Origin of the sequence: Sinorhizobium sp. NG07B (genome assembly GCF_002532005.1) — a bacterium.
Lineage (GTDB): Bacteria > Pseudomonadota > Alphaproteobacteria > Rhizobiales > Rhizobiaceae > Sinorhizobium > Sinorhizobium fredii_C.
In genome coordinates this window covers 456,950-469,953 of sequence record NZ_NWTD01000003.1, presented here as the reverse complement: position 1 = coordinate 469,953, position 13,004 = coordinate 456,950, and the positions used below count along the sequence as shown (strand labels likewise).

Below are 13,004 nucleotides of genomic sequence, written 5' to 3'. Positions count from 1 at the left end.
CGCGATTTCTTGGATGCAGATTTCGTGCCCAATCCGCGCTCACATGCTATTGCGCTGTGCACTTCGTCCTCGTTTCTCCGTCCGCATCGCTCACGAACATCCATGTGCAAGGCCGCAGCCCTCCTTCGACGTTTCATGCCCTCGCTGGTACCGGTCAGCGGCTGGGAGCGCCTGCGGGCCTCCTGCGGCGCGCTCATCGGGGTCCTGTCGACAGGGTTCATTAGCACGGTTGCCGTCGGCGCCGACGCCAGCCTGCCGCTGCTCATCGCGCCGATGGGCGCCTCCGCGGTGCTGCTTTTCGCCGCGCCATCAAGCCCGCTCGCCCAGCCCTGGTCGATCGTGGGCGGCAATGTCGTCTCGGCAACGGTCGGCGTCACCTGCGCCTTGCTCATCCCCAACCCGGTGGTGGCAGCAGCCATCGCCATTGCCTTGGCGATCGGCGCCATGCTGCTCCTCGGCTGCCTGCACCCGCCGAGCGGCGCCGTCGCCCTGACTGCGGTTCTCGGCGGCCCGGTCATCCGCGAGGCCGGCTACGCTTTCGTCTTTTCCCCGGTCGCCATCAATTCGCTGGTTATCCTGCGGCGCTCATCTTCAACAATCTGACCGGCCGCCGCTATCCGCATCTTGCCCCTGCCCCTAACCCGCACCGGACCGAGGACCCCTTGCCGAGCCAGCGCCTCGGCGTCGTTCCGGACGACCTCCAGGCAGTGTTGGCGCAATATGGCGAGATCGTCGATATCAGTCCCGAAGAGCTGGACAGCTTCATCCATCAGGCACAGATACGCGCATTCACCCGCCGGTCGGGCGAAATCACCTGTGGCGAGATCATGTCCCGCGACGTGCTGACCGTTTCGCCAGACACGCCGCTGCGCAAGGCGTGGCGGATGCTTGTGGCGCATCGGATCCAGGCCTTGCCGGTGGTGACCGTAAAAGACGGGATGGTCGGCATGATCACTCAAACCGATTTCATGAAGCACACGACGCTGGCGGCGGACGGGCGGCTGCAGATCGGCCTTCGCGAGCGGATCGGCAATATCATCGGACTGCCGGCGAAATCGCCTCGTCTGGTTTCCGAAATCATGACGACCCGCGTCCAATCGGCCCTGCCGGAAACAATGATCGCCAAGCTGGTGCCGCCTATGACGGACATGGGTCTGCACCATATGCCGGTCGTGGACGCTGACAACCGCGTCGTCGGTATCGTCACCCAGTCGGATCTTATCGCGGCGCTGTTCCAGGGGCGGCTCGACGCGGTGCAGCAAGTCGCCTGAATCGCCGCAGTCCTGCTTCTTCATCGGCTTGGCCGCAAGCCGAGGCGCACAATTGTGTCCAAGGCCTCCCCGCGTGCCCGGCCACACACCGTGTGAATGCCATTTCATTCGATCGATTGACTTAGTCGATCGAATGATGTAATGTAAGCAAATGATGAAGAACGGCGATACTACGACACAGCTCAAGGCCGAGCGCGGCGACGCTACGCGGGAGAAGCTCCTCGCAACGGCGATCGACATCTTTGGCCGCTACGGTTTCGACGGCGCGACGACCCGGAAGCTCGCCGATGCGGCGGGCGTCAACCTGCAGGCCATCCCGTATTACTTCGGCGGCAAGGAGGGCCTCTATATCGCGTCGGCCGAGCACCTGGCAGCCCTGATCGGCAATCATGTCAGCGATTTACGCGCCATCATTCATGGACGCCTTGCCGAACTCGAAGAGATGGGCCAGCCGATGACCCCGGCCGAAGCGCGGGGCTTCCTCACCCAGATGGTTCAGAGGATGATCGTACTCTTCGTCAGCAAGCAATCGGAGAGCTGGGCGCGCTTCATCATCCGCGAGCAGATGGAGCCGACCGAGGCATTCACCCGTCTTTACGGCAACATCATGCGGCCGATGATCGAGATGGCGCGGCGGCTGATCGGCGCCATTCTCGAGGACGATCCGGCCTCGGAACACATCCGGCTCAGAACCCTCTCCTTCGTTGGCAGCGTGCTCGTGTTTCGCATGGCGCATGCAGCCGTCTATGCGCAGCTCGAATGGGAGACCGCCGGGCCGAAGGAGATCGAGACATTGCACCGGCACGCGGCCGAACTTGTCGCGATACTCGGTGCGGAGAAGGACCGTCAGCCATGAAGAGGACTGCACTTATCACCCTGGTTCTCGCGGCCGGAGCGGCCGGCGCCTGGTGGCTGGATCTGCCCGCCCGGATCGGTTGGGCGGAAGACCACAGGAACACGGTTCTCTACGGCAATGTCGATATCCGCCAGGTGTCGCTCGGCCTCCGCGTCAGCGGCCGTATCGCCGAACTGCACGTCGACGAGGGCGACGCCGTCAAGGCCGGCGACGTTATCGCCAAGCTGGATGCCGAACCGTTGCAGCAGGCGCTGGACGCCGCCGAGGCCGATGCCGAGGCGCTCCGCTCAACGCTCGCAAAGCTCAAGGCCGGCGCCAGGCCGACCGAGATCGCCCAGGCCCGCGCCGTCCATGAGGAACGCCTTGCCGAACTCCAGAATGCCGAGCTCGCGTTCCAGCGCGCGCAGCGACTGCGGCCGGCCGGGACGATTTCGCAGGCGGAACTCGACCAGGCGATCGCAAGCCGTGCCGCGGCCGCGGCCCGTGCGGCCTCCGCACGCGAGGCTCTGGCTCTCCTTGAAGAGGGAAGTCGCGTCGAAGACATAGCCACGGCCGAAGCGCAGGCGAATGCGGCGAACGCCAAGGCCGCGAGCGCCCGCACTGCACTCGAGGACGTCTCGCTGATCGCCCCGAGCGGCGGCGTCATTCTCTCTCGAGTCCGGGAGGTGGGCGCGGTCGTCTCACCGTCGGACACCGTTTATGTGCTCTCTCTGACCCAACCCGTCTGGGTCCGCGCCTATGTCGCTGAACCGGACCTCGGCCGCGTTCACCCGGGAATGAAGGTCAAGGTGACCTCTGATACCAATCCCCGGCAAGGCTATGAGGGGACGATCGGCTTCATCTCGCCGGTGGCGGAATTCACGCCGAAGTCGGTGGAAACGCCCGAGCTCAGAACCGATCTCGTCTACAGACTGAGGATCGTCGTCGACAAGCCGGGCACGGACCTGCTCCAGGGCATGCCGGTGACCGTGCACCTGCCGGGCCCGGAGGCCGGATCATGACATCCGCTCCCGACAACTCGGCCCCGGCCCCTTTCGTACGGCTGTCTTCCGTCTCCAAGCGTTTCGGCGGGGCGCCCCCTGCCCTCGACTCCATCGACGGCGTCATTGCGGGCAGCAGGATCACCGGGCTCGTCGGTCCGGATGGCGCCGGCAAGACGACGTTGATCCGGCTGATGACCGGGCTGATGTTGCCCGACCAGGGCACCGTCGAAGTGCTCGGCCATGACACGCGCAGGGATCCGGCGAGCATCCAGGCGGCGATCGGCTACATGCCGCAGCGCTTCGGGCTCTACGAGGATCTCTCGGTTCAGGAAAACCTCGATCTCTATGCCGACCTGCGCGGCCTGCCGCTCGCCGAACGCGGCCGGATATTCGCCGAGCTGCTTGAATTCACCGATCTTGCCCGCTTCACGGCGCGGCTCGCCGGCAAGCTCTCCGGCGGCATGAAGCAGAAGCTTGGCCTCGCCTGTGCGCTCTTGCGCAAGCCGCGGCTGCTGCTGCTCGACGAGCCCGGCGTCGGCGTCGATCCGATTTCGCGGCGCGACCTCTGGAGGATGGTCGAGAACCTGACGGCGGAAGGCATCGGCGTCCTCTGGTCGACGGCCTATCTCGACGAAGCGGAAGCCTGCGATCATGTCCTGCTGCTCAACCAGGGCAAGCTACTGTTTTCCGGTTCGCCGCACGAGATGACCGGGCGCGTCGAAAATCGAGTCTTCCGCCTCTCCGGCACGGTCGGGCGACGGCGCGAAAGACTGGCACGCCTGCTGGACCAGGAGGGCGTCGTCGACGGCGTCATCCAGGGCGAAGCGATACGCCTGGTGATGAGGCCAGGGCTCGCCCCTCCGTCTCTCGACGAGGCATCTTCCGGCCGCGCCACGACGACACCGCCGCGCTTCGAGGACGCTTTCGTCGACATGCTCGGCGGCGGTCCCGGCGGGCAGTCACGGCTCGCTGAGACCCAGCGGCCATTTACCACCGACGGCGGCCGGCCGGTGATCGAAGCGCGCGGGCTGACGAAGCGCTTCGGCGACTTCACCGCCGCCGACAGCATCACCTTCGAAATCCCGCGCGGCGAGATTTTCGGCCTGCTCGGTCCCAACGGCGCCGGCAAGTCCACCACCTTTAAGATGCTGTGCGGGCTCTTGAAACCCACCGCCGGCGAGGGTCGGGTCGCGGGCTTCGATCTCCGGCGCGACGCAGCCGAGGCGCGCAACCGGCTCGGCTACATGGCCCAGAAGTTCTCGCTCTACGGCGACCTCAGCGTCCTGCAGAACCTGAATTTCTTTGCCGGCGTCTACGGTCTCTCCGGCTTGAGGAAGCGCGAGCGGATCGACCTGATGACCGAGATCTTCGATTTCCGCGCGATCCGAGACATGTCGGCGAAGGACCTGCCGCTAGGCCTCAAGCAGCGGCTGGCGCTCGCCTGTGCCGTCTTGCACGAGCCGGAGGTGCTCTTTCTCGACGAACCGACGTCCGGCGTCGATCCGATCACCCGGCGCGAGTTCTGGACCCATATCAACGGGCTCGTCGAAAAGGGCGTCACCGTTCTCGTCACCACCCATTTCATGGACGAGGCCGAATATTGCGACCGCATTTCGCTCATCTATCGCGGCCGGTCGATCGCCCTCGGCTCGCCGGACGAGATGAAAGCGCGGGTCACCGGCAAGGACCTGCCGGATCCGACCATGGAAGACGCCTTCATCGCTCTAGTGCAGGGCTCGGAGGCAAGGGAGGCAGCATGAGTGCCGACCAGAAAAGGCGGGAGGCCGAAAGCTCTGGCCGCGGAAGGCGCTTCGCAGCCCTTGTGCGCAAGGAAACCTACCAGGTGGTGCGCGACCCGAGTAGCATCCTGATCGCCTTCGTGCTGCCGCTGATCCTGCTCTTCCTGTTCGGCTATGGCGTGTCGCTCGACACGACGCAGACGCGGATCGGCCTCGTCGTCGAGGAGGCGACGCCGCTGACGCGCGATCTTGCCGCGAGCTTTCAGGCTTCGCGTTTTTTCGCCGTCGTCAATGGCCGGGACCGCCGCGAGTTCGAGGACGACCTCGTCCTCGGACGAGTGCGGGGCATCGTCGTCATTCCGGCGCGCTTTGCGGCCGACCATGCGGCGGGACGAAATCCTGCGGTGCAGGTGATCGTCGACGGGTCCGATCCGAACACGGCGAATTTCGTGCAGAACTATGCGCAGGGAACGGTCGCCAATTGGGAGCGGCAGCTTGCGAGCGAAGGCCAAGGCCAGTTGCCGGCGATCGCCGCCGAACAGCGCTTCTGGTTCAATCCGGAACTGACGAGCCGCAACTTCTTGGTCCCTGGCTCGATCGCGATCGTCATGACGCTCGTCGGCACACTGCTTACCTCGCTCGTCGTCGCCCGCGAATGGGAACGCGGCACCATGGAAGCGATGATGGCAACCCCCGTCTCGGCTGCCGAACTGCTTGCCGGCAAGCTTCTGCCCTACTTCATTCTCGGCCTCACCTCGATGACGCTCTGCGTTCTTCTCGCCGTCTTTCTGTTCGGCGTCCCGTTCCGGGGGTCGGTGGTCGCGCTTTATGCGCTCTCCGCGGTCTTTTTGATGCCGGCACTCGGGCAGGGTCTGGTGATCTCTGCCGTCACCAAGAACCAGTTCCTGGCGTCGCAACTCGCACTGATCACCGCATTCCTGCCGGCCTTCCTGCTTTCGGGCTTCCTGTTCGAGATCAACTCGATGCCGACCGTCATCCAGTGGATCACCTACGTCGTGCCGGCGCGCTATCTCATCCCCAGCCTGCAAACAGTGTTTCTCGCCGGCGACATCTGGCCGATGTTCGCCCGGGCGATTGTGGTGATGTTCCTGATTGGCTGCGTTTTCTTCGCGCTCGCCGCACGCAGCACCAGAAAGAGGATCGGTTAGATGTGGTGGGGCAGACTGAAGGCGCTGATCGTCAAGGAACTGCTGGCCGTGCTGCGGGATCCGAAAGGCCGGACGATCCTGATTGGCCCGCCGATCATCCAATTGCTCGTCTTCTCCTACGCGGCGACGCTCGAGGTGAAGAATGTCGACCTCATGGTCTTGAGCCGCGACAACGGCCGCTGGAGCGAGGAGCTCGTGCAGCAGATCGGCGGCTCGCCGACCTTCCGTTCGATCCGGCTCGCCGACAGTCCCGCCGAGGTCCGCGCCGCGATCGATAACCAGCACGTGCTGGCCGCTCTGGAGATCGGCCCCACCTTTTCCCGCGACATCGAGGCGGGAAAGCCCGCCGAAGTGCAGATGATCCTGGACGGGCGGCGCTCCAACGCCTCGCAGATCGTGTCCGGCTATCTGAGCCGCATCGTCGGTGCGCTCGCAGCCGAGGCTCCGGCCGGCAAACGCGCCGCCTCCGAGGCGATCAGGGTCGAGGCGCGCAACTGGTTCAACCCCAATCTCACCTTTCAGTGGTTCATGGTGCCCAACCTCGTGGCGAGCATCGCTCTCCTGATCGGCCTGATCGTCACTGCGCTGTCGGTCGCTCGCGAGCGGGAACTCGGCACATTCGACCAGCTCATCGTCTCGCCGCTGCGGACGCACGAAATCCTGATCGGCAAGCTCATCCCGCCGATGATGATCGGGCTCTTCCACATCACCATCTATATTCTGGCCGCCGTCTTCGTCTTCGGCGTGCCGCTGCGCGGCTCGCTGCTGCTGCTTTACGGAAGTGCCATCTTCTACCTCGCCGCAGTCGTCGGACTCGGCCTCTTCATCTCGGCACTGTCGATGACCCAGCAGCAGGCCATCCTCGGAGCATTCCTGTTCATGGTTCCGGCCATGCTGCTATCAGGTTTTGCGACGCCGATCGAGAACATGCCGGCCTGGCTGCAGCCGGTGACGCTGATCAATCCGCTGCGCTATTTCCTGGTCATCGTGAAGGGCGTCTTTTTGAAGGATATTCCGCTCGCCGAGGTGGTGCACCAAACCTGGCCGCTGTGCCTGATCGCCGTCGTCACGCTTTCCTCCGCCGCCTGGCTTTTCCGCCGCCGACTGGAGTGAGGGTCAGAGGAGACGGACGGGACCGGGATAGCGGCCGACGATTTCGTCGGATGTCACGAGCACAAAACCTTCGACAATCGATTGGGCGACGAGGATGCGGTCAAATGGGTCCTTATGGATCGGAGGAAGCTGATCGACGGCCACCGCATGAGCGCAGTTTACCGGCAGTTCCGCATAGCCGTTGTCGAGCAGTCCGCGACGCAGTAGCCGAGGATCGGCCTGGAAGTCCGCCCGCCCGAGACCGCGCTTGATGGCGATTTCCCAAAGGCTCGCCGCGCTGAAATAGGGCGCGTTTGCACGGTCTTCGATGAGCGCACTCGCTCCTTTTGACAGGCGGCCGGGGCTGCCGGCCGCCCAAAGCAAGATTTGCGTATCCAGAAGAATGTTCATGCGCCGAAAAGGTCTTCGATTTCGTGACTGCCCATTCTGTCGAAGTCGTCTGGGACGATGATCTGGCCTATCATGAAGCCGAGCCTGCGCTGCTCTGCCTCTGCGGGTTGGTCGATCGGCACGACCTTCACCATAGGTTTTCCTGCCTTGGCGATAATGAAGGGCTCTCCCCGCGCGGCTTTTTCGATCAGGCGCGAGAGATGAGTCTTCGCCTCGTGAATGTTAATCGTTTCCACCGCTGCCTCTGACATTTGGACTTAGTTCACCAAACTTAGTCCATCGCATGCCCGTTTTCAAATCGACCAGGCAGCTAGGCTTTCAGGAACCGCTCGATCGCCGCAATCTCGTTCTGGCGGATGTCGTGTCCCCCGGAATGCCATTCGAGGTCTACTTCCGCGTTCTGCGCCTTGAAATAGACCGCGAGCGCTTGCGTCAGCGGCGCCGGGCAGATCGGATCGCGCTCGCCGGCGGTGATCAGCACCTTCCGGCCCGCCAGCGCGGCATTGTCCTTCGGACGGAACGGGATCAGCGGATGCATGAGCACCGCCCTGTCGAAGACACCATCTTCGATCAGCACATTGGCGAGGATATTGGCGCCGTTCGAATAGCCAAGACCGATGATCTCCGAGGCATCATGCTCGGCGGCAAGCGCTTTCACGAAGCTAGCCATCTTGTCGGTGGCGCGGGCGAGGTCCGCCATGTCATAAACCCCCTCGCCCGTGCGCCTGAAGAATCGAGCGGCCCCGTGCTCGGAAACGTCGCCGCGCGGCGAGACGATGGTCGCCTCGGGCAAGAGCTCGGCGCCGAAGCCGAAGAACTGGTTTTCGTCGCCCCCCGTTCCGTGCAGGACGAAGAGGATCGCTTTGCCGGGCTTGCTTGCCCTCAGCTTGTGAACATAGCCATGGTCGGCCATTGAATTCTCCTTTTCCGCCAACAGGTCGGCGGTCGTTTGTAGCACGGAACTTCAAGAGCGCTTGCGCCTCCCGCGCATCGACGAAGGAGGAGCGGAGCGCCGAAGGACACGTTTAGCCTTCCAGCTTTTGCAAGTGGCTCTCGAGGATCGGTCGCAGATGCTTGTGCTGCTGCGGCAGTTTCAGCGCCTCGCCGAGATGGGCGATCTCCTCGTCGCGGTCGAAGCCGGGTTCGTTGGTGGCGATCTCGAACAGCACACCGCCCGGGGTGCGGAAGTAGATCGCCCAGAAATAGTCGCGGTCGATCACCGGCGTCACATGGTAGCCGGTATCCATCAGCGCCTTGCGCACCTCCAACTGCTTTTCGCGATTGTCGACGGCAAAGGCGACGTGGTGCACCGAGCCGGCCCCTTGCGCGGCGCGGTTGATATTCGGCAATGTCTCGAGGTCGACAAGGCTTGCGCCATTGCCGCCCGGCACGATCAGCCGCGTGACGCCATCCCTGCGGTCGAGCTCTTCATAGCCCATGAACTTCAGCAATTCCGCGGTCGTGCCCTCGTCGCGCAGCCGCATGGAAACCGAGTGGAAGCCGCGAATCGCGTGATCCTCGAAAATTCCGCCTTCGGTCCAGGGCGTGCGCGAGTCGTCCTCGACCTCGACCAGGGCAAAGCCGTCGCCGTCCGGCCCTGTGAAATTCAGGCGTTTTCCGCCGAAGGCCTCCTCAGCCTTGACGCCGGTGACGCCGAGTTGCGTCAGGCGCTCCTGCCAGAAACCGAGAGACCCCTTCGGCACGGAGAAGGCAGTCGTTCCGACCTCCCCCGTCCCTGCGCGCCCTCGCGGCATCTGCGGAAAGGGGAAATAGGTCATCACCGTGCCGGGCGTTCCGGTTCTGTCGCCGTAATAGAGATGGTAGACGTCCGGCGAATCGAAGTTCACGGTCTTCTTGACGCGGCGCAGGCCAAGCGTGTTCGTGAAGAAGTGATTGTTGGCACGGGCATCGTCCGCCATTGACGTTACGTGATGCAGGCCTCTGATCTGGTCGAGCATTTGTCGCTGCCTTTCTGCCCGTCTATCCTCGGGCTTGTCGATGCCGGATAGATGCGCTCTTCCGCTCGAGCGCGAAAGACCAGTGGCAACAAACGCATTGTCAACGTTGTGTTGACGTACATCGAAGTTCGTCTATACCGCACGGTATCCAGCGATCGCTTGCCACCGGTCGAGCACGCTCCTACGATCCGGAACACTGTCTGAAATCCGCGGGAGGAGGAGCCCGGGCATGCCGTGAAACATCGCTTCCTGCTTCTGCTCCTGCCGGTCGCCGTCGTGACGCTTGCCGTACAAGGCAATGTCGTTGCGACCCGGAGCTACATGCAGGAAGCCTCGGCACAGGCGAATACGGCGCTGAGACTGGCGGTTGCCGCCCTCAGCGGCCATCTCAACCGCTATCAGGCTCTGCCCGCCTTGATCGCCGATCACGATGACATCAAGGAACTGGTGACGCGCCCGCGGGATCGCCGGCTGCGCGATTCCGTCAACGGTTATCTGAAAGAGATCAATGCGCTCCTGAAATCGTCCGACATCTACGTCATCACCCCCGACGGCGACACGATAGCCGCCAGCAATTACGACGGACCGGCAAGCTTCGTCGGCCAGAATTTCAGCTACCGCCCCTATTTCCAGGATGCGCTCAGGGGGGAGCAGTCCCGCTTCTATGCGCTCGGGACGACATCGCTGAAGCGCGGCTATTACTTCGGCTCGCCGATACGTATCGGCGAGGAGATCCGCGGCGTTATCGTCTTCAAGGTCGATATCGAGACCATCGAGGCCTCCTGGCAGGGCGGCGAGTACAGAATTTTCGTTTCCGATCCAGAAGGCATCATCTTCATGAGCGGGGATCCGGAATGGCTTTACGCGAGTATCCTTCCCCTGACGCCGGATCGGCTTTCCCGGACGGAAGCTTCCAGGCGCTATGCCAATGCTATCCTTCACCCCCTGCCGGTCGCTCGTAGCGAGGTCGACGGTCATGCATTGATTAAAGTCTCGGGAGCAGACAGCGCCCGGGAGTATCTTGTCCTCTCGCACTACATGCCGGAAGCGGACTGGACGGTGAACGTACTGACCGACACGGCTTCGGTCAGGACCCAGGCGCTGACCACGGTCGCAGCCGCCATCCTGTTGCTCTGTCTTGCCGGGTTGGCGGTCGCGATCCTCATCCAACGGCGGGCGCGGCTGCGCGAGCGCATGCTGATGCAGGCGCAGGCGCAGGAGGAACTCGAGCGCCGGGTCGAGGAACGCACCGCCGATCTCGCTCGCGTCAACGAGCAGATCGAGGCCGAGATCGCCGAACGGCGGCTTACCGAGCAGCAATTGCGCCAGACGCAGGCGGACCTCGTCCAGGCGGGCAAGCTCGCCGGGCTCGGCCAGATGTCGGCCGCCCTTTCGCACGAGTTCAACCAGCCGCTTGCCGCCGCCAAGACCTATGCCGACAGCGCGGCGCTGCTGATCGAGAGGGGGAGGACGACGGAAGCGAGCGACAATGTCAGGCGCATCTCCGGGCTCATCGACCGCATGGCGGCAATCAGCCGGCATCTGCGCAATTTCGCCCGTAAGCCGAATGAGAAGCTCGGCCCCGTTCCGCTCGAAGACGTGATACACGACACGATGGAGATCGTCGCGACACGCCTGAAGACGGCGCAGGCTGCAATCGACATCGACCTCGGCCCCGAAGCGCTGGTCGTCCGCGCCGGATCGGTGCGGCTGCAGCAGGTGCTCGTCAACGTGATCTCCAATGCGGCCGATGCGGTCGAAGGGCTTGATGACCGCACGATATCGCTGCGCGCCTGGCGCGAAGGCGACATGGCGGTGCTGACCATCCGCGATCGCGGGCCTGGCGTCGCCCCCGCCATCGCCGAGCGCATCTTCGATCCTTTCTATACGACCAAGGGTGTCGGCAAGGGTCTCGGCCTTGGCCTCTCCATTTCCTACAATATCGTCAAGGATTTCGGCGGCAGCCTGACTGTGTCGAACCATGGCGAGGGAGGAGCCGTGTTCCGTATCGTGCTTGCCGTCGTTCCCGAAGCCGAGAGGGAGGCGGCAGAATGAGCGAAAGCCGCGTGCTGCTCGTCGACGACGAAGAGGAGTTGCGCCGTTCGAGCGCGCAGGCGCTGGAACTCGCGGGCTTCCGGGTCGATACCTTTGCCGGCGCCGAGCGAGCGCTCGAGTTCATCAGCTTCAGTTTTCCGGGCGTCGTCATCAGCGATATCCGCATGCCGGGAATGGACGGCATGACATTCCTGCAGCGCATCCGCGAGATCGATCCGGAAGTGCCGGTGATCCTGGTCACCGGCCATGGCGACGTGCAACTGGCGGTCCGGGCGATGCGGGAGGGAGCCTATGACTTCGTCGAGAAGCCATTCACGGCGCAGACACTTGCAGGCACGATCCGCCGGGCGCTTGATTGGCGCGGCCTGGTGCTCGAGAACCGGCGCTTGCGGGCCGTCGCTGGCAAGCGCGACGATATCGAACAGCGCCTGCCCGGGCGAAGCCAGGGCATGGTCGACCTGCGCTACCGGGTGCGCGCCATCGGCGCGTCGGACGCCGATACGTTGATCATCGGCGAGACCGGCGTCGGCAAGGAGGTGGTGGCCCGGGCGCTGCATGATCTGAGCAGCCGGGCCAACAGCCCCTTCATCGCCATCAATTGCGCCGCCCTGCCGCAAAACCTGATCGAAAGCGAGCTCTTCGGCCACGAGCCGGGGGCATTCCCCGGGGCGCTCAGGCCGCGTTACGGCAAGTTCGAGCACGGGCGCGGCGGCACGATCCTGCTCGACGAAATCGGCTCCATGCCGTTCGATCTGCAGGCGAAATTCCTGCGCGTACTGCAGGAAAGGGTGATAACCCGGCTGGGCTCCAACGAGACAGTGCCGCTCGACGTGCGCTTCATTGCCACCAGCAAGCTGGAGCTCGAGCCGGAGGTCGCCGCCGGGCGCTTCCGCGCCGACCTGCTCTATCGGCTGAACGTCGCGACCTTGCGCGTCCCGCCGCTTGCGGAACGCCGCTCCGATATTCCGCTGCTTTTCATGCAGCTCGTCCGGGAATCGGCCGCCCGCTACGGCCGCGACGACATCGAGATCTCGCCCTCGCTCGCCTCAGAAATGGCAGCGCGGGACTGGCCGGGAAATGTCCGCGAACTGCGTAATGCCGCCGAACGGCTGGTGCTGGGCCTCGAAACGGACCGCGACGAAGCAGCCTCGCCCGCCAACGGGTCTCGCCTTGCCGACCGGGTCGCCGCCTTCGAAAAGAGCGTCATCGCCAGCGCCCTCGCAGCACACGGCGGCGCGCTGAAGCCGGTCTATGAATCGCTCGGCATCTCGCGCAAGACGCTCTACGAGAAAATGCAGAAGCTCGGCCTCGACAAGCGGGCCCTGACGGACGAGCCGTAGACGCGAAGCCTTACAGCGCCGCGCGTCATATCAGACGCGCAGGTCGCTGTAGCACTTTGAATTGCTGCATGTCTTTTGTCCTCAAATCGAGATCGATCCAAGGAGACATGCAGTAGGCGCGTGCTCCGCT

At 63.9% G+C, this 13,004-nt stretch carries 13 protein-coding genes; 9 read left to right on the top strand and 4 right to left on the bottom strand.

Going from position 1 to position 13,004, the window contains the following annotated elements; genetic code table 11:
• The first annotated feature begins 102 nt into the window (after window positions 1-102).
• From CO664_RS31195 to CO664_RS12050, 7 genes are all read left to right on the top strand, one after another.
• Window positions 103-603, top strand: coding sequence for an HPP family protein (locus tag CO664_RS31195; protein WP_234820240.1), 501 nt, complete (start codon window positions 103-105; stop codon window positions 601-603).
• A 59-nt stretch (window positions 604-662) separates the two neighbouring features.
• Window positions 663-1,271: a CBS domain-containing protein gene (locus CO664_RS31190; RefSeq protein ID WP_234820238.1), complete on the top strand. Its 609-nt coding sequence runs from the start codon at window positions 663-665 to the stop codon at window positions 1,269-1,271.
• Between the two features lie 151 nt (window positions 1,272-1,422).
• Window positions 1,423-2,127, top strand: coding sequence for a CerR family C-terminal domain-containing protein (locus CO664_RS12070; RefSeq protein WP_097538885.1), 705 nt, complete (start codon window positions 1,423-1,425; stop codon window positions 2,125-2,127).
• Entirely contained in the window at window positions 2,124-3,128 is a 1,005-nt protein-coding gene (hlyD, locus tag CO664_RS12065) for a secretion protein HlyD (RefSeq protein ID WP_097538884.1), read from the top strand. The genes CO664_RS12070 and hlyD overlap by 4 nt, the downstream gene beginning before the upstream one ends.
• Window positions 3,125-4,870: an ATP-binding cassette domain-containing protein gene (locus CO664_RS12060; RefSeq protein WP_097538883.1), complete on the top strand. Its 1,746-nt coding sequence runs from the start codon at window positions 3,125-3,127 to the stop codon at window positions 4,868-4,870. Before hlyD ends, CO664_RS12060 begins: the two co-directional genes overlap by 4 nt.
• On the top strand, window positions 4,867-6,018 hold the full coding sequence (locus tag CO664_RS12055) for an ABC transporter permease (protein ID WP_097538882.1): 1,152 nt from the start codon (window positions 4,867-4,869) through the stop codon (window positions 6,016-6,018). Before CO664_RS12060 ends, CO664_RS12055 begins: the two co-directional genes overlap by 4 nt.
• Complete coding sequence (locus CO664_RS12050; protein ID WP_037417267.1) at window positions 6,019-7,131, top strand: ABC transporter permease; 1,113 nt, start codon at window positions 6,019-6,021, stop codon at window positions 7,129-7,131.
• Window positions 7,132-7,134: 3 nt separating this feature from the next.
• Here CO664_RS12050 and CO664_RS12045 read toward each other — a convergent pair whose 3' ends face one another.
• The 4 genes from CO664_RS12045 to CO664_RS12030 all read right to left on the bottom strand — a co-directional run bounded on the left by CO664_RS12045 (window position 7,135) and on the right by CO664_RS12030 (window position 9,479).
• Window positions 7,135-7,521, bottom strand: a complete 387-nt coding sequence (locus CO664_RS12045; RefSeq protein WP_097538881.1) for a type II toxin-antitoxin system VapC family toxin — start codon at window positions 7,519-7,521, stop codon at window positions 7,135-7,137.
• Window positions 7,518-7,757: a type II toxin-antitoxin system prevent-host-death family antitoxin gene (locus tag CO664_RS12040; protein WP_097539185.1), complete on the bottom strand. Its 240-nt coding sequence runs from the start codon at window positions 7,755-7,757 to the stop codon at window positions 7,518-7,520. Before CO664_RS12040 ends, CO664_RS12045 begins: the two co-directional genes overlap by 4 nt.
• Window positions 7,758-7,831: 74 nt before the next feature.
• Complete coding sequence (locus tag CO664_RS12035) at window positions 7,832-8,434, bottom strand: alpha/beta hydrolase (RefSeq protein WP_097538880.1); 603 nt, start codon at window positions 8,432-8,434, stop codon at window positions 7,832-7,834.
• A 112-nt stretch (window positions 8,435-8,546) separates the two neighbouring features.
• Entirely contained in the window at window positions 8,547-9,479 is a 933-nt protein-coding gene (locus CO664_RS12030) for a VOC family protein (protein WP_097538879.1), read from the bottom strand.
• Between the two features lie 234 nt (window positions 9,480-9,713).
• On the opposite strand from CO664_RS12030, the gene CO664_RS12025 reads away from it, so the two are divergent.
• Together CO664_RS12025 and CO664_RS12020 are read left to right on the top strand one after the other, a co-directional pair.
• On the top strand, window positions 9,714-11,534 hold the full coding sequence (locus CO664_RS12025) for a sensor histidine kinase (protein ID WP_097538878.1): 1,821 nt from the start codon (window positions 9,714-9,716) through the stop codon (window positions 11,532-11,534).
• Window positions 11,531-12,874: a sigma-54 dependent transcriptional regulator gene (locus CO664_RS12020; RefSeq protein WP_037417253.1), complete on the top strand. Its 1,344-nt coding sequence runs from the start codon at window positions 11,531-11,533 to the stop codon at window positions 12,872-12,874. Before CO664_RS12025 ends, CO664_RS12020 begins: the two co-directional genes overlap by 4 nt.
• Window positions 12,875-13,004 lie beyond the last annotated feature (130 nt).